This window comes from Microbulbifer harenosus (assembly GCF_005771435.1).
GTDB lineage: Bacteria > Pseudomonadota > Gammaproteobacteria > Pseudomonadales > Cellvibrionaceae > Microbulbifer > Microbulbifer harenosus.
The window spans coordinates 205,649-220,628 of sequence record NZ_VANI01000009.1 but is presented as its reverse complement, the minus strand read 5'-3'; the positions used below and the strand labels follow the sequence as shown (position 1 = coordinate 220,628).

The window sequence follows — 14,980 nt, the reverse complement described above, 5'->3', positions numbered from 1 at the left end:
CCTGAAGCCATCGTACCGATGCCCTGCCAGGTTTTCAGTGTTTATACGCCGCCGTTGCGGCCCTCGCGCAGCAACTCGGAAACGCAGAACGCCAGTTCGAGTACCTGGTCTGCATTTAACCGGGGATCGCACTGGGTGCGATAGCAGCTGGCGAGATCCGCATCGGAAATTTTCCAGGCACCGCCTGTACACTCAGTGACGTGTTGGCCGGTCATTTCCAGATGAATACCGCCGGGATGGCTACCCTCGGCGCGATGCACCGCAAAGAAGTCGCGAATTTCCCGCAGGATATTGTCGAAGTTTCGCGTCTTGTAGCCGCTCGATGCTTTCTCCGTATTACCGTGCATCGGATCGGTGCTCCACACCACCGAACGCCCTTCCCGTTCTACCGCGCGCACCAGCGCCGGCAATTTTTCGCCCAAAGTGTTCGCCCCCATACGGGTGATAAGCGTCAGACGCCCGGGCTCGTTGTTCGGATTCAGGCGGTCGATCAGCCGAATCAGTTCATCCGTGGCCATACCCGGCCCGACCTTGACCCCGATCGGGTTCCACACACCCGCGAGGAACTCCACATGTGCCGCGTCAAGCTGGCGGGTACGCTCGCCGATCCACAGCATATGCGCAGAGCAGTCGTACCATCGGCCGGTGAGGCTGTCAGTGCGAGTCAGCGCCTGCTCGTAGTTCAACAGCAGTGCTTCGTGCGAAGTGAACAACGTGGTCTCGCGAATGGCCGGAGTATTGGTGGAATTGATTCCACAGACTGCCATAAACTCCAACGCATCCTGCAAACGCTCAGCCAGTTGCAGATAGCGGTCCCGCTGCGGATTATTCTCCAGGTAGCTCAGATTCCAGGCGTGCACCTGGTGCAAATCTGCGAGCCCGCCCTGGGCAAAAGCACGCAGCAGATTCAGCGTGGCAGCGGACTGGTTGTAGGCCGTCAACATGCGTCGCGGGTCTGGCACCCGCGCCTGTGCGGTAAAGTCAATGCCGTTGATGATGTCGCCGCGATAACTGGGTAGCTCTACCCCACCGATATTTTCCATATCGGCAGAACGGGGTTTGGCATACTGTCCCGCCATGCGCGCAACCTTCACCACCGGCAGATTACCCGCAAACGTCAGCACTACCGCCATCTGCAACAACACCTTGAAGGTGTCGCGAATTCGATTGGCATTGAAATCGGCAAAAGACTCGGCGCAATCCCCACCCTGCAGCAGAAACGCCTTGCCTTGGGCGACTTCCGCCAACTGCCGGCGTAGCTCGCGCGCCTCGGCGGCGAAAACCAGCGGCGGATAGCTGGCGAGCTCACGCTCGACGGATTCGACTTCGGATATGGATTGATATTTCGGCTGCTGGTGTGCGGCAAGCTTGCGCCAGCTCGCCGGATCCCAGGGTTTGACTAAAGGCTCGGACACAGGGGCATCTACCTCAACTTCCATTTTCGGTTTCACTTCAAACGATATGCAGGTGTTGCACGGCGAAACCGCCGCGCAGCTCAATTATTGACGGGGGCTTAACAGGCCGCGCCGGCGGCGCGGCCGACATCCAGCGTCAGGATTCCAGAACTTCAGCAACAGACTGGCAGAAGTAGGCCATGTTGCTCTGGCTTAGACCGGCGATACTGATTCGGCTGGAATCTACCATATAAATGGAATAATCCCGCTGCAGTTTCTGCACCTGTTCTGGATTGATTCCCAGAAATGAGAACATTCCCTTCTGGTTCTGGATAAACCGGAAATCACCTGCTGCCCCTGCGGCCTGTAGACTTTCGACCAACCCTGAGCGCAGGCCGTTAATGCGCTCGCGCATTTCCGCGAGCTCCGCTTCCCAATTCGCGCGCAGACTGGCATCGGTCAGGATGGACTCGACAACGGCGCCACCGTGGTTGGGTGGCATGGAGTAATTGCCGCGCACTACATTCAGCAGCTGGCTCTGGCCACGATCCGCTGCGGCGGCATCGCTGTATATCACCATTGCCAGACCGACACGCTCGCGATAAAGGCCGAAATTTTTTGAGCATGAGGCTGCCACAAGCATTTCCGGTACTGACTCTGCCATCAGACGAAGACCATAGGCATCCGCATCGAGGCTCTCGCCAAAACCCTGGTACGCCATATCCACAAAAGGTGTGAACCCCTGTGTCTGCGCCATTTCTGCCAGTACTTTCCACTGCTCGCGGGAGAGGTCCGCACCGCAGGGGTTGTGGCAGCAAGCGTGGAACAATACCAGATCGCCTTCGCCCACATTCTTAAGGGTTTCCACCATGGCGTCGAACTGCAGACTGCTGGTAGCGCGGTCGTAATACGGATAGCTCTTGATCTGCAAACCCGCGTTGCCAAGTAGCGGAACGTGATTCGCCCAGGTGGGATCGCTCACCCAAATAGTGGCGCCGGCCTTGGCGCGATTGGTGAATTCTGCCAGCACACGCAGTGCACCGCAGCCACCGGGCGTCTGCGCAGAGCGCACACGATTGCCTACCAGCGCGGGGTGGCCCGCACCCAACACCAGCTCCTGCATAGCGCTGTTGAACCCCGGGGTACCGGCCGGGCCAATATAGGATTTGGTTTCTTCGCTTTGCAGCAGACGCGTCTCTGCTTCCTTCACCGCCTGCAGCACCGGTGTATGGCCCGCTTCGTCCTTATATACCCCCACCCCCAGGTCAATTTTGTTGGGGTTTTCATCGGTACGATAGGTGGCCAGCAGGCCGAGAATCGGGTCTGCGGGGAGGCTTGTCAGGTGATCGAACATGGTAGCTCCTGATAATTCATACTGGCGCGTCCAGAGGGCGCACCTCTTGCAATTTGGGTGGGGGCGCGAATGGCCAGGGCAACAAAAGCCCGGGTCAGTCGATAAGGCCGCGGTTGGCCCAGTCCTGCGCGCGCGCCATCAGCTTTTCGATGATGCTGTCGAGCTGTTGGCGCTCATCGGTCGAGAGCGATCCCATCAGGTCGTTCTCATACTGTTGCGCAAGCGGCACAATGCGTTCGTACACATCGCGCCCCAGCTCCGACAGATTCAGCACCTGGCGACGGCGGTCCGCGAGGTCTTCGCTACGGGTGATGTAATCGTTCTTGATCAGGATCGACACGGCGCGACTGATGGCCACTTTATCCATCGCTGTCTGCTCCACCAGATCTGCGGCGGAGAGATTGGAAAAGCGCCCCAGTATCGCCATCACCCGCCAGGCAGGGATAGTGAGGTCAAAACGCGCGCTGTAGGCATCCGCAATCGCGTTGCTCACTCGGTTGGAAAGTACCGACAGCCGGTAAGGCAGAAATTTTTCCAGACGCAGGTCGTCCGGACGCACAGCGTCAATAGGGTCCGCAATGGCGCTTGCCGGATCTACGCTATCGCTTCGTGTGTTATCTGTTGTCATCGCGGTTCATTCACCTGCTGAGGAACGGGTTGTACCAGGTTTCAAATGTAACTAAGATTGGTTTCAATTGTAACCACTGCCGCAGGAATTTTTGGCAGACACAGACTCCCGGCAGCCGCCGACAGGGACGAACGAGCATTGGCAACCCGCCCGGAGACGCTGACGGCTGCCCAGCCGGGTATTGTCCACTGACGAACAAATCGGCAATTGGGTACGGCCGTATAGCAGTTCAAGAAATCGGCCGCGCATTATACGGGATTTGACGCCATTTTTGTCAGCAATTACAGGGTTTCACGCAAACTGTTTGCGTCGATGTCTCCCAATGGCCTGCCGCAACACCATGGCACAGGGCCGGACTCGCGAATGCGACCTATCCGACGCTCAATAATCAGACAGGAAATCAGAAATGGAACTGCACGGCTACTTCCGATCCTCCGCCAGCTACCGCGTACGTATTGCCCTCAATCTCAAAGGGCTCCAATACGACTACCATCCGGTGAACCTGCTGGAAGGCGAGCAACGGGAGGCGGCTTACCGCAGCCTGAATCCACAGGGGCTGGTACCAGCCCTGGTCGATGCCGGCCACGTATTTACCCAGTCCCTCGCCATTCTCGAGTGGTTGGATGAGCAATACCCTGAGCCTGCGCTTTTACCCCGGGAATCACTCGCCCGCGCACAGGTGCGCGCCCTGGCCTATAACGTCGCCTGCGACATTCAGCCACTGCAGAATCTACGCGTGCTTAAATACCTGCAGTCCACACTGGGTGCGGGTGAAGAACAGAAAATCGACTGGATTCGCCACTGGATCGACGGAGGATTCCGCGCACTGGAACCGCAGTTGAGCTCAAGTGCCACACCATTTGCCGGCGGCGAGACCCCGGGGCTGTTTGAATGCTGCCTGATCCCGCAAATCTACAACGCCGAGCGCTTCGGACTGAAGGTGGATGACTACCCGCATATTGCGCGGATCGCCAAGGCGTGTGCCGCCCTGCCCTCCTTTGACCGGGCGAGACCGGAAAACCAGCCAGACAGCACGGTGTAAACCGCGCAGTATTTAACCCGGCAACATTTCATTGCCGGGTTAATTGCACCAACCTCTTACTTGCTGTGAGCCTCTTCCAACCTCAAGGGGTCTCTGAGCACCAGCGTCCGGTATGGGAAGGGAATTTCCATACCAGCGGCATCCAATGCCTGCTTGACCACACGGACTACCTCCCCCCGGGACTCCCGCTCTTGCAGTGGCGTTGAACCGCCCCACCAGGTGACCTCGATTTCGATACTGCTGTCGGCAAAAGCACGCGGAAAGATCTGCACCGGTTCGTCGTCGCGCACCGACTCACAGGACTCTACCGCCTGTGTAATAACGGTCACTGCGGCTGAGAGATCCACGTCATAGCTGACCCCCACAATGATGGTAAAGCGGCGTTTGCTGCGATCGGTGAGAATTTCCACCGGATTCTTGAACAGGAAAAGGTTGGGTACGATCACCAGCTCCCCAGTGGTGCGGCGAATTGCGGTATTGCGCACATCCACCTGCTCCACCCGCCCCTGCACCTCTTCGCACTTGATGACATCTCCAGCTTCGAAAGGAAAGCGCCACAGGATCAGGATGCCGGCGAAAAAATTCTCGAAAATATCCTTGAATGCCAAACCAACCGCCACCGACAGCAACCCCAGGCCACCCAGAGCGCGCGCCGGCGTTAAACCCGGGAACATGATCATCGCGGTAAACAGCAGCCCGATCACCCAAACCACGATCTTGGCGAGGCGCACCAGCAGATGTTGCAGAGAAGGGCGTTGAGTGGTTCGCCTGGCGAAGCGGAACACGCAACGCCCCACCAGCGTGGCCACCACCCAAGTCAGCACCAGCATCAGCATACTGGCGACGATAAACGGGATATGGCCGAGAAATGCCTTCCAGATGTTGAGAATAGAAGCCGTCACCGTATCCAGAATTTCCGGCAACGACGAAGGGGCGACCTCCGCGAGCTTCAGTGACTCCGCCAGCTCTTCCGCTTTGTCGCCCCCCGGGGGCTGCTCCTGCCCGCCCATCAGTCGCTCCGCGCCAGGTAATCCCCCAGGCGCAACCACTTGGTGGCAATCCATTTTTCCCCCGCCACCACGGGGCTGCCACCGTGTAGCGTCTGGTAATCCAGGCCGCCGGCATCATCGGCATAGGAGAAGAACAGGCCGCAGCCTTTCTTGGGCAGGATATCCAGGCCGATTTTGGGAAACACCGTAGAACCGCCGGCCTTTACATCGTTCAGGTAAATGATCAGGGTACCCACACGCTGCCCGCCCATTGACAGAACCCGCTGGTTTCCGGGGCGCGCCGGATCAAAGAAATCGTAGTGCGGCCGATATTCAGCCCCGGGCGGATAGTGAAGAATCTGCAGCGGTTCACCCCGGCTTTCGGCCACCCCCAACAGACGGGACAGGCGGGATTCGATGGCGGCGACCAGTGGGGTTTCCCCGCGCTGAAAGAAAGCCCCAGAGCTGGTGCGCACGTCGCGTTTAAGCTCGTAGGTTCCTTTGTCGGCATTGACCACGCGCGAAGGCGTAAGCTTCGGGCGCGACGATTCGATCAGGGCATCGCATTCCCAGTCACAGAGCAGATTACCAAACAGAACGACGTTGGGTTGCCGCATGGCCAGCAGCACCTCCACCTGGCGATCATTAAGGTCGATGCAATTTGCACTCAACTCAAACAGCCGAAAGCGCTTGCCATCCTCCACCGCGGTTGCAGATCCGTGCTCCGCGGCAGCCTCCGCCGTCACGGCACCGGTCTCATGGTCAGCCAAATCCTGACTGGCCAAACACTGTTGCACAGCGCGTTCAATCTCGGGCCGATACCCCGCTTTCAGCAGGGCATCCATCATTGCAGCGAGGCTCTGACCACGCTTTATGGCATCCCGTATCCACTGCTGCAGATCCGGCTGTAACTGCGCAAACTCCACAAGACACTCCTTTGCCCTACTTTGCCCTACGCCCCTCCAGTGTCGCTCCAAATTGACACCGTACTGGGACCAGAGTATAGCCCTGTGTACAAATCCCCGCGAAACCCGACGACTCAAACCGGGCTTCCCGGGTGCCCAGGTTGCCCGCGCGCTGAACCCTTTGTCGCGAATGCGGTCTTTTACCGACCAATCCAACCGTATCCCAAGGGGGAACAGTGAGTCATTTGCTTCCACTTTTTGCACGAATTAATCCGTCCGCCTACAAAGCGGTATGCCGGGCCATGAATGTACCCATTCTACTGGTCACTCTGCTGGTCGCCCTTTCCCTGCAGGGCTGCGCAACCCTCTCGCCGGATTTTGAAACCCCCGAGGTACAAGTGACGGCGCTGGAGCCCCTGCCGAACAACCACAGCGGCGATCTGCGTTTCCGCATCCATTTGCGAGTATTCAATCCCAATGACACGGACCTGGCGCTGTCCGGCCTCTACTACACCCTTAAACTGGCGGGACACAAAGTGATCACTGGCACGTCCAACACGCTACCGGTAATCCCGGCCTACGGACAGGAGGCCATTGTCGTCGACGCCTCCGCCAACCTGATGGGTTCATTTATGGCGGCCGCGGAATTGCTTCAGTTGCAGGGTAACACCGTGCCCTATGAGTTGGAGGCCAAGCTCGGGCTGCAGCGCACCCTCCTGCCCGCCATCCGCGTAACCAAGCGCGGCGAAATACCATTGGGGCAATACAGTCGATAAAGGGGGAGAGAGCAGAGACAAATAGAAGAGAGGTTAAAGCCGGAGGAAAACCTCCGGCTGGAAGGAAATTGCCGCCTGGACGCCGGGATCAGATCAGCGCCGCGCGGCCAGAATTCCGCCAGTCATGGCAGCCATGGAACTCGCAATGCTCAGGCCCACCAGGCTGTACAGGCTGATGCTCTGCTCCGCCAGTGACGCCAGTACCTGATCGAGCGGGAACTGCCAGCAGACGATGGCGGAAGCAGCCACCACCGCCGCATATTGAAAGCGGGAGGCTCGACGCTCTGCGCGCTTCGCCGGAACCGGAGGCAAATCTGCCATCACCCGTTCGCAAAAGCCATCATCGTCCAGATGCGGTTCGTTGAACTGCAGTTGCTGCGACAGCCAAGTGTCAAAATCCGGCTCACCGTCTGTCATATCCGGCCGCAGCCCGGGCTGCGTGAAACCGTCTTTGGTAACCATGCCTTTACTATCACTCCCAGAAGCATCACCAGATGTGTTTCGGGGTTGTGCTGACTGCTGTTTGAAATCAGCCATTGACTACCTCCTCTCGCCAGGCCTGCAGTAGGGTCTGCAGTTTGGCCCGCGCGCGATTGACGTGGGATTTTACCGTGCCCAGCGGCAACTTCATAATGCTCGCGGCCTCTTCGTGTGAAAAGCCGCGCTGCATGCACAGATGCACCGCCTGCCGCTGGACGTCACTCAATTCCCCCATAGCCGAATTCAAATCTCTGGCCATCCCCAGCTGCAGCGCTTCTTCGACGCTCTCGCTGGCCTGGGCCCGATCTACCGCATCCTGGTCCACGTCCGGCGCATTCTTGCGCTTGTGACTCATGACCAGATTGTAGGCGATGCGATACAGCCAGGTGCTGAATCGCGCATCCCCCCGAAAAGCAGGCAGCGCCTTATAGGCTTTGATAAAAGCCTCCTGCGCCATATCGTCGGCGAGCGCCTGGTCGCCATCGCACAGCTGACGAAGCGAGAAACGCAGCCGTGACTGATAGCAACGAACCAGCTGGGCATAGGCCCGCTGGTCCCCGTCTTCGACGACGCGCCGGATCAGGTCCTCATCATTGAGGCTCATGGATGGCCGTCCTTAACCTGCTTGCTGCTGCTGATCGAGTTTCCAGTTGATATAGCGGGCTATACCGATGAACAGCGGAATCAGGCCCAGGCTACCGACCCCCAGGCCAGCGGTCGCGGTCAGCCAGATAAAGATCGCAGCGCCCACAGCAATCAGTGTAAAGCCCCGGTCCTTGGTGTTGCGGCGCCCTTCACCTTCCATCGCATCGAGGAGTTCCGGCGGAATATCGCGACCTTCCGATACCAGGCGGTTGATGTTCTCCATCACCAGTTGCTTCTTGCGGTAGCTGTTGCGGGTCACCAGCCACACGATCAGGATCGGCATACCGAAAAATCCCAGAATGGCGAAAATGCCGATCAGCCACTCCATGTCCCGCGGGCGATATTGTTCGATATCGTGCCCATGATGCATATCTCGTTCCGCACGCTCGCGAGCGCGTTCGGCCCGCTCCCGCGCGCGTTCGGCCTGTTCCATCTCGGCCTTGATACCGATTTCGATGTTGCGTGGCACGGATTCCAGCGCCTCATCCACCACCAGGCCCTTCTCATCGAGAATGCCCTTCTCCTCAAGCTTCTCGTAGATCCGGCGGGTTACCGCACCGCCAAACTCCTCGCCGAGGTTGATCTCCACATTGGCACTCTCGCCATTCTCATCACGGGCGTGAATACGCAGACTCCCGTCCTCCTGGCGCAGAATCCTCACCTGCTTGGAGACCTTCGCCTCAGGTGCCGGCGCCACTTCGGGTGCGGGCGGCACAGGAGGTACTGGTGCTGCCGCCTCCCCCGCTTCTTGGGCAACCAGGTTTCCGGACAACCCCACAGCCAGGGACGCCGCCAACGCGAAGCCCCAAACCGGTGACCGGCGCTGAACATGTGAATTGCTCGCTCTCATTCGTGTTATCTCGCTCTTACTCAAATTGGTCCTGGAAGCAGTACCGGGAAACAGCCCGCAGGCATATATTCCCGCGGCAAAGGCGCCGCACTGGCACCAGATTGTACCTTTTTCGATCACTCCGCATCAGGGGGGCGACTACTGGCCATCTGCCCGGCCCCGGGGACCGAATGCGTCTTACCCGTTCAACAGATGGACGCGGGAGAGTTCCGTTTTGGATGCAATGGCCTCGAGAAATTCTCTCGCTGCGAATCTCCCCAATCGGTTCACCGGGGCTCAAATCGCGGTTGACACTGGATACCTATACAGTTACCTTGTGTGCATCCCGGCCAATAACAAGTTAACCAATGTTTGCGGGATACAGCCTGCGACTGCACTGGTCAGCAATCAGCCAAGACAATTTTTCCAGAGCAATTTTTCCAGAACAACAGGAGGCCCTTATGGCGGTAGTAGCCGTTTGGAAATGTGATAGAGACGGAGCCATGTTCGACAACAAGAAAGACGCCGAAGAACACGACAAGATGCTGGAACTGGCCGCAAACATCACCGCGCTGATCGAGCGCCATGTTGCGGGCGTTTCCGAGCAGGCAAGCGAAGAAATTGGCCTGATGCTGGCGAAGCGTCGCGAAGTCCTGGCCCGGGCGTGCAAGGGCAAGCCGGAAGACCTGCTCACTGAGGATGAAAGCTTCAACGAATCAAATGCCCAGAGCGAGAACGTAACTCCGCTCGCGGCAAACCAGTAATTCGCGCCGCCCGGCCTGTCCCCCGTTGGCCGGGCGACCCGATCCCGGGGCATCCCTCTCCTCTGGGGAGAATGGAAGCCTCACCTTTTTCCATCCCTGTACTCTGCCCGGCCCCCGCCGGGCTTTTTTTGTGGCCGCGGAATAATGGCCGCGCGCGTAGCGGTCACTCGATCAGAGCACAGCGGCGATATCTATCAGCGCCAGAGTGGCGATCACCAGCCAGGTCAGCAAGGTGCCGAAGAAGCGCCCCGGATGGTAGCCTCCCTTGCCGCCGATCAGACCGATAGCATGCAGCAGTCTCGCGAACACCAATGCGCCGCCGAGACAGTGCAGCCACAAGGGCGCCAGGCCGTTAAGCTCGGCGATCAACATCAGGATCAGCGCCAGTGGGATATATTCCACCGCATTGGCATGGGCCCGGATCAGTATCGAGCCCTCCTTGTCGCCGCCAGTGCCGATCCCCACCTTCTTTCCTCGGCGAAAACCCACCACTTTGAATGCCAGCGCAAGCACCAGCAACGCACACAAACCCGCATAGAGTGCGGTAATTTCCACATTTTGCATTTTTATTCCTTACTTCAGTTTATAGCCATGCCCGGTACCGGCCTGCGGGTGCAGATAGCGGTCACGCAGGCGCGTCGAGCGGGTTACCAATGACTGCGGCTTGCCGTCAATCAGCACCATTTCCGCGAAACTGGTGACTTCCAGCGGATCGCCACTCCACAGCACCAGATCCGCCCGGCTACCGGGGGCCAGAACCCCGCCCTCCAGGCCGAAGATGGTCGCGACATTGGCACTGATGGCCCTCACGCCCTCTTCAAATGGCAGACCGTAAGCCACGGCGTTGCCAGCCCCCTGGCGGGACAGGTAACTGTTATGAGAACCCGCGTAACCCGGGCCACTGATCGCCACCAGTACACCGGCTTTCTGCATCAGCGCGGCGTTGTCCAGGCGTGCGCCGAGTTTCTCGAACGCATCGGGAGAATTCCCCAGCGCGTCAATCACCACCGGCACCCGCGCGGCGGCCAACTGGTCCGCCACCATCCAACCTTCCGCGGCGCCCTGAATGATAAGCTTTAGATTGTATTTTTTGGCCAGCGCCAGCATCTGCAGCAGATCGCTGGCTCGGTTGGCACTGACCAGCAGCGACTGCTCGCCTTCTATCAGCGGTTGCAGCGCCTCGAGATCCGCGATGGAGAACTCCAGCTCCCGCCATGCACCCTTACGAATGGCATCGCGATTGCGGTTGTACTCCACAGCCTGTTGCAGTGCACCTTCAATCTGCTCGTAGGCCCGCGCGCGACTGCCACCCGCCAATTGCGCACCGTACTCGCCGAAATACACCTTTTGCACCAGCCCGGTGTCGATAATACTGTCGAATTCGCCGGTAAGTTTGATGGCGAAGCCCTGCCCCGCGAAGATTTTTTCCTCACTGCTCGGCACTACGACGGCGCGGGTCAGACCACCAGCCCGATTGAACGGGATCAGGGTCGAGCGCGGGTTGTAGGCCACCGACGGATCGAAACCCGCCCCAATGGCGCTATCCAGCACCGCGCCATCGTTGGTGGAGGCGGCGGCACCGATTTCGGTCAACCCGAGTTCACTGCTCGGCGCAATCAGGCCGGGGGTTATCACCTTGCCGTAGCCATCGATGATCAGGTCCGCGTTCAGGTCCCCCAGATTGTCGGCGATCTGTTCAATGCGCCCGTCGCGCACCAGCAAATCCGCGGACGCCAGGGTACCCTGGTCCGTCAGCGTGACGATCTTTGCATTTTTGATCAGCACCGTCTGTGCCTGCGCCGCAGCCGCCAGCACCATGGCCACCAGTGAAACCAAAGCGAGCCGCGCGGCAATCCCGCAACGCTGTTTAACGCCGATCATTGTGCACCTCCCTGGGTTTCCACATCGCTGCCGGACAGTCGCACACCTTCCGCATCCATAATGCCCAGCTCAAAGTCACTGTGGGGCTGACGCTCGGGATTGCTGCGGTCGTACATCAGGTTGCCGTCAATAAATACCTTTTCCGCCTTGGCGTACACGCTGAACGGATTGCGGGACCACACTACCAGGTCCGCCATCTTGCCCTTTTCCAGGCTGCCGGTAACGTCGTCGATGCCCAGCGCCTTGGCCGGGTTGAGAGTCATCCACGCCACTGCATGACGTGGTTCGATCGCAAAACCGGCGCGCTGACCAGCCACCATGGCCTTGGCGGTTTCCTCGTTCAGGTGCTGGATACCGATTTCGGAATCCGAGTGGATCATGCCGCAGGCCTTGGCCTGGTCAATAATGGCGAGATTGGCCTCGGTCATGTCGAAGGCCTCGTGCTTGAAGCCCCACCAGTCGGCCCACACCGCGGCGCAGACATTGTTCTCCGCCAGCAGGTCCGCCACTTTATAGGCCTCCACTGCGTGGTGGAACGCGGTAATCTGGAATCCGAATTCCTTAGCCACGTCCATCATGATGGCCATTTCCTCACCGCGGTAGCAGTGGTTGTGCACCAGGATTTCGCCATTCAAAACGCCGGCAAGGGTTTCCAGCTGCAAGTCACGCTCCGGTTCTTCACCGCCATTTTTTTCGTAGTCGTCCCACTTGTCGCGGTAGGCCGCCGCGTCGATCCAGGCCTGACGATAACCCGCCACATTGCCCATACGCGTGGATGGAAGGGTTCCCTTGCCACCGTACACCCGCTTGGGATTCTCCCCGCAGGCCATTTTCAGACCATAGGGCGCACCGGGGAATTTCATATCCTGCACGCTGCGCCCGGGAACGTTTTTCAGGGTCACGCCGCGGCCACCAAACAGGTTGGCGGAACCGGGAAGGATCTGCAGGGTGGTCACGCCGCCGGCGAGCGCCAGTGCGAACTGGGGATCCTGGGTCCAGACCGAGTGCTCCGCCCACACCTGCGCCGTGTTGGGCGCGGTCATCTCGTTGCCATCCTGGGAGGATTCAATAGAGGGTGCGGGATAATTCCCGAGGTGGGAGTGCACGTCGATAATCCCCGGGGTCACCCACTTGCCGGCGCCCTCAACTACCATGCCTTTTTTCGGGGCCTTCAACCCCTCGCCGATGGCCGCGATCTTGCCATCTTTCAACAGGATATCGGCGTTGACCATCTGCTCACCGGTGCCGGTCAGGAGTGTCGCACCGCGGATCAGCACCGGCGCAGCCTCGTCTGCCTTATAGCTGGAAGGAAAAGCGCCCTGACGGGAAAAGTCCGGCCCCTCATGTTTTTCCGCCTTGCCACCACCGCAGGACACCAGTGCCGTTACCAGCAGCGCACCGCACACCACAGTCGACAAATGCCGCGCGGCGATATTCGAGTTCAGAGTGAACCGCATTCCCCCTCCTATGTCTTGCTATTATCAGGAAACCATGGTGAAAACTTCGCCATGCTAGCAGCAATTCGGGAATGCGCCAGTTGCCGCATGCATCAATTGGCAACGTAAATTCTGACTCAACAGATATTGGGAAGCGCAGGCGGAGAAGCCTGCGGATAGCCGGCGAGTTCGAAGGTCAGTAATGCAGGATTTTGATAATGCGTTCGCCGTTATCGCATTCGCCCACCACTTCCGGCTCAGAGAGCAGCGCCCCCGCCTGAACCACTTTGTTGGACGGGTAGGAAATAAAGCAGGCAAAATTGAAGTTCACCGCCCAGTTGCAGCGCAGCAGTCCGTCGTCCTGTTTGAAGAACCGCTCCTGGCAGAAGGCCAGGCTCGGGCTCTGGCCTCCCCGCTGCTGCTGGCCGCTTTCCACCGTCTGGGAAACTGCCGCACCCGACATCACGCAGCCGATCACGGCACCGGCCGCTGCGTAAACCTGGAACGATCCGGAGCAGAGGGGCCAACATTTCATATAGACGATACCCGCGCAGTCGTTTACCACATTCTTAAGCCTAGCAGCTGTGGCGCGCCCTTCCCTCCCATAATTGACCTGCCAGTCTCACGCGCCGCTGTTATCATGCGCGCAAGTTCCTATATTCCGCCGATCATTCCACAGATCACTCATGTCTCAACGCTATGCCCCAACTCTATGTCCCAACTCTGCCACTGCTGCTCCGGTAAACCTTTCGCCCACTGCTGCGGCCTATATCTCTCCGGTCAGGCCTATCCCAATACGGCGGAAGCACTGATGCGCAGCCGCTTCTCCGCCTATGTGACCGGCAATCTGCCGTACTTACGCAAAAGCTGGCACCCGGACACCTGCCCGGACCTGAGCGCAGACGACCTCAACACCGACTGGTGCCGGCTGGAAGTCGTCAAGAGCAAACAGGGGCTGAAGAAATCCGTGGTCGAGTTTACAGCCTGGTTCCGCAATGGCGACGGTAGTGGCGAATCCGCTCTGCACGAAATCTCCCTATTCAAGCTATACAAGAAGCGCTGGGTCTATGTGGAGCCGCTCAGTGACTGGCCCTGAGTTCGCAGCTCCGGGGGACATGCCGAAGCTGATTTTCGAAGACGAGTACCTTGTCGCCGCTTATAAGCCCGAGGGCTGGCTGGTGCACCGCTCCGATATCGACCGCCACGAAACCCGCCTCCTGCTGCAGACCCTGCGAGACCTGACCGGCTGCCATCTATACCCGGTGCACCGGCTGGACAAGCCCACCTCCGGCGTCATCGTGTTTGCAAAAAGCAGTGATGTAGCGGCGCGATTGCAGGCGCAGCTCGACAGCGACACGTCGGTTAAACAGTATCTGGCGGTGTGCCGCGGCTACTGTCCCGAACAGGGTGTTATCGACCACCCACTGCCTCCGGTGGCGGACTTTAAACACCAGCGTAAGCGCCCCAAAAGCGAACTGCCTCGCCAGGATGCCGTCACACTATTCCGCAGGCTCAATACGGTTGAAATTCCGATTGCCGTAGACCGCTACCCCAGCAGTCGCTACTCCCTGGTGGAAGTACAGCTGAAAACCGGGCGTCGCCACCAGATACGCCGTCACTTCAAGCACATCCAGCACCCACTGATTGGCTGCCCCAAATACGGGAAATCGGTGCATAACCGCTTCTTTTCGGAGCATTTCGGCTGCGGGCGATTGCTGCTGCACGCGCACCGGCTGGAGCTGGTTCACCCTGTCAGCAATGAACGACTGAAGCTGGAAGCACCGCTACAGGGGTGCTTCCGTTCATTGGCTGAAATCCTGGACTGGGATATTCAATAGTCCGGGGTATCGAGTGGAA

17 protein-coding genes are annotated in these 14,980 nt (G+C 59.0%); 5 read left to right on the top strand and 12 right to left on the bottom strand.

Annotation, left to right across the window (positions count from 1 at the left end):
- Positions 1-41: 41 nt before the first annotated feature.
- The 3 genes from FDY93_RS09045 to FDY93_RS09035 all read right to left on the bottom strand — a co-directional run bounded on the left by FDY93_RS09045 (position 42) and on the right by FDY93_RS09035 (position 3,376).
- A complete protein-coding gene (locus tag FDY93_RS09045; protein ID WP_246068522.1) occupies positions 42-1,415 on the bottom strand; it encodes a class II 3-deoxy-7-phosphoheptulonate synthase in 1,374 nt (457 codons plus the stop codon).
- Between the two features lie 136 nt (positions 1,416-1,551).
- Positions 1,552-2,748: an amino acid aminotransferase gene (locus FDY93_RS09040; protein ID WP_138235403.1), complete on the bottom strand. Its 1,197-nt coding sequence runs from the start codon at positions 2,746-2,748 to the stop codon at positions 1,552-1,554.
- A gap of 94 nt (positions 2,749-2,842) precedes the next feature.
- Positions 2,843-3,376: a MarR family winged helix-turn-helix transcriptional regulator gene (locus FDY93_RS09035; RefSeq protein ID WP_138235402.1), complete on the bottom strand. Its 534-nt coding sequence runs from the start codon at positions 3,374-3,376 to the stop codon at positions 2,843-2,845.
- Between the two features lie 406 nt (positions 3,377-3,782).
- Between FDY93_RS09035 and maiA the strand changes: the two genes are divergently transcribed.
- Positions 3,783-4,418 carry a maleylacetoacetate isomerase gene (gene maiA / locus FDY93_RS09030; RefSeq protein WP_138235401.1) on the top strand — a complete coding sequence of 212 codons (636 nt, stop codon included), beginning with the start codon at positions 3,783-3,785 and terminating at the stop codon, positions 4,416-4,418.
- A gap of 56 nt (positions 4,419-4,474) precedes the next feature.
- Here the strand turns inward: maiA and FDY93_RS09025 are convergent, their stop codons facing one another.
- Entirely contained in the window at positions 4,475-5,428 is a 954-nt protein-coding gene (locus FDY93_RS09025) for a mechanosensitive ion channel family protein (RefSeq protein WP_138235400.1), read from the bottom strand.
- Positions 5,428-6,333: a 2OG-Fe(II) oxygenase gene (locus FDY93_RS09020; RefSeq protein ID WP_220446143.1), complete on the bottom strand. Its 906-nt coding sequence runs from the start codon at positions 6,331-6,333 to the stop codon at positions 5,428-5,430. Before FDY93_RS09020 ends, FDY93_RS09025 begins: the two co-directional genes overlap by 1 nt.
- A 281-nt stretch (positions 6,334-6,614) precedes the next feature.
- On the opposite strand from FDY93_RS09020, the gene FDY93_RS09015 reads away from it, so the two are divergent.
- The gene (locus tag FDY93_RS09015) at positions 6,615-7,088 is read left to right on the top strand and encodes an LEA/WHy family protein (protein WP_138235399.1); all 474 of its coding nucleotides are present in this window, start codon (positions 6,615-6,617) and stop codon (positions 7,086-7,088) included.
- A 93-nt stretch (positions 7,089-7,181) separates the two neighbouring features.
- On the opposite strand, the gene FDY93_RS09010 is transcribed toward FDY93_RS09015, so the two are convergent.
- The 3 genes from FDY93_RS09010 to FDY93_RS09000 are packed head-to-tail and all read right to left on the bottom strand — an operon-like array spanning position 7,182 to position 8,928.
- Entirely contained in the window at positions 7,182-7,625 is a 444-nt protein-coding gene (locus FDY93_RS09010) for a hypothetical protein (RefSeq protein ID WP_138235398.1), read from the bottom strand.
- Complete coding sequence (locus tag FDY93_RS09005; RefSeq protein WP_138235397.1) at positions 7,618-8,172, bottom strand: sigma-70 family RNA polymerase sigma factor; 555 nt, start codon at positions 8,170-8,172, stop codon at positions 7,618-7,620. Before FDY93_RS09005 ends, FDY93_RS09010 begins: the two co-directional genes overlap by 8 nt.
- 12 nt (positions 8,173-8,184) lie before the next feature.
- Positions 8,185-8,928: a DUF6249 domain-containing protein gene (locus tag FDY93_RS09000; RefSeq protein ID WP_246068521.1), complete on the bottom strand. Its 744-nt coding sequence runs from the start codon at positions 8,926-8,928 to the stop codon at positions 8,185-8,187.
- Positions 8,929-9,503: 575 nt separating this feature from the next.
- Here FDY93_RS09000 and FDY93_RS08995 point away from each other — a divergent pair.
- Positions 9,504-9,806 carry a YebG family protein gene (locus FDY93_RS08995; RefSeq protein WP_138235395.1) on the top strand — a complete coding sequence of 101 codons (303 nt, stop codon included), beginning with the start codon at positions 9,504-9,506 and terminating at the stop codon, positions 9,804-9,806.
- A gap of 171 nt (positions 9,807-9,977) precedes the next feature.
- Here the strand turns inward: FDY93_RS08995 and FDY93_RS08990 are convergent, their stop codons facing one another.
- The 4 genes from FDY93_RS08990 to FDY93_RS08975 all read right to left on the bottom strand — a co-directional run bounded on the left by FDY93_RS08990 (position 9,978) and on the right by FDY93_RS08975 (position 13,658).
- Positions 9,978-10,370 carry an MAPEG family protein gene (locus FDY93_RS08990; protein WP_138235394.1) on the bottom strand — a complete coding sequence of 131 codons (393 nt, stop codon included), beginning with the start codon at positions 10,368-10,370 and terminating at the stop codon, positions 9,978-9,980.
- A 9-nt stretch (positions 10,371-10,379) separates the two neighbouring features.
- On the bottom strand, positions 10,380-11,687 hold the full coding sequence (locus tag FDY93_RS08985; RefSeq protein ID WP_246068520.1) for an amidohydrolase family protein: 1,308 nt from the start codon (positions 11,685-11,687) through the stop codon (positions 10,380-10,382).
- Positions 11,684-13,144, bottom strand: a complete 1,461-nt coding sequence (locus FDY93_RS08980; RefSeq protein ID WP_171018944.1) for an amidohydrolase — start codon at positions 13,142-13,144, stop codon at positions 11,684-11,686. The genes FDY93_RS08985 and FDY93_RS08980 overlap by 4 nt, the downstream gene beginning before the upstream one ends.
- A gap of 175 nt (positions 13,145-13,319) precedes the next feature.
- Positions 13,320-13,658: a hypothetical protein gene (locus FDY93_RS08975; protein ID WP_138235393.1), complete on the bottom strand. Its 339-nt coding sequence runs from the start codon at positions 13,656-13,658 to the stop codon at positions 13,320-13,322.
- A 105-nt stretch (positions 13,659-13,763) separates the two neighbouring features.
- On the opposite strand from FDY93_RS08975, the gene FDY93_RS08970 reads away from it, so the two are divergent.
- Positions 13,764-14,219: a YchJ family protein gene (locus tag FDY93_RS08970; protein ID WP_246068519.1), complete on the top strand. Its 456-nt coding sequence runs from the start codon at positions 13,764-13,766 to the stop codon at positions 14,217-14,219.
- Positions 14,220-14,238: 19 nt separating this feature from the next.
- Positions 14,239-14,961, top strand: a complete 723-nt coding sequence (locus FDY93_RS08965; protein WP_138235392.1) for a pseudouridine synthase — start codon at positions 14,239-14,241, stop codon at positions 14,959-14,961.
- The last annotated feature ends 19 nt before the right edge of the window (positions 14,962-14,980 follow it).

Excerpts from the sequence above, each read along its gene's own strand:
- FDY93_RS08985 (WP_246068520.1), bottom strand. The coding sequence starts at position 11,687 with ATGATCGGCGTTAAACAGCGTTGCGGGATTGCCGCGCGGCTCGCTTTG.
- maiA (WP_138235401.1), top strand. The coding sequence starts at position 3,783 with ATGGAACTGCACGGCTACTTCCGATCCTCCGCCAGCTACCGCGTACGT.
- FDY93_RS08980 (WP_171018944.1), bottom strand. The coding sequence starts at position 13,144 with ATGCGGTTCACTCTGAACTCGAATATCGCCGCGCGGCATTTGTCGACT.
- FDY93_RS08965 (WP_138235392.1), top strand. The coding sequence starts at position 14,239 with ATGCCGAAGCTGATTTTCGAAGACGAGTACCTTGTCGCCGCTTATAAG.
- FDY93_RS09025 (WP_138235400.1), bottom strand. The coding sequence starts at position 5,428 with ATGGGCGGGCAGGAGCAGCCCCCGGGGGGCGACAAAGCGGAAGAGCTG.
- FDY93_RS08990 (WP_138235394.1), bottom strand. The coding sequence starts at position 10,370 with ATGCAAAATGTGGAAATTACCGCACTCTATGCGGGTTTGTGTGCGTTG.
- FDY93_RS08995 (WP_138235395.1), top strand. The coding sequence starts at position 9,504 with ATGGCGGTAGTAGCCGTTTGGAAATGTGATAGAGACGGAGCCATGTTC.
- FDY93_RS08975 (WP_138235393.1), bottom strand. The coding sequence starts at position 13,658 with ATGAAATGTTGGCCCCTCTGCTCCGGATCGTTCCAGGTTTACGCAGCG.
- FDY93_RS09005 (WP_138235397.1), bottom strand. The coding sequence starts at position 8,172 with ATGAGCCTCAATGATGAGGACCTGATCCGGCGCGTCGTCGAAGACGGG.
- FDY93_RS09035 (WP_138235402.1), bottom strand. The coding sequence starts at position 3,376 with ATGACAACAGATAACACACGAAGCGATAGCGTAGATCCGGCAAGCGCC.
- FDY93_RS09010 (WP_138235398.1), bottom strand. The coding sequence starts at position 7,625 with ATGGCTGATTTCAAACAGCAGTCAGCACAACCCCGAAACACATCTGGT.
- FDY93_RS08970 (WP_246068519.1), top strand. The coding sequence starts at position 13,764 with ATGCGCGCAAGTTCCTATATTCCGCCGATCATTCCACAGATCACTCAT.
- FDY93_RS09040 (WP_138235403.1), bottom strand. The coding sequence starts at position 2,748 with ATGTTCGATCACCTGACAAGCCTCCCCGCAGACCCGATTCTCGGCCTG.
- FDY93_RS09015 (WP_138235399.1), top strand. The coding sequence starts at position 6,615 with ATGAATGTACCCATTCTACTGGTCACTCTGCTGGTCGCCCTTTCCCTG.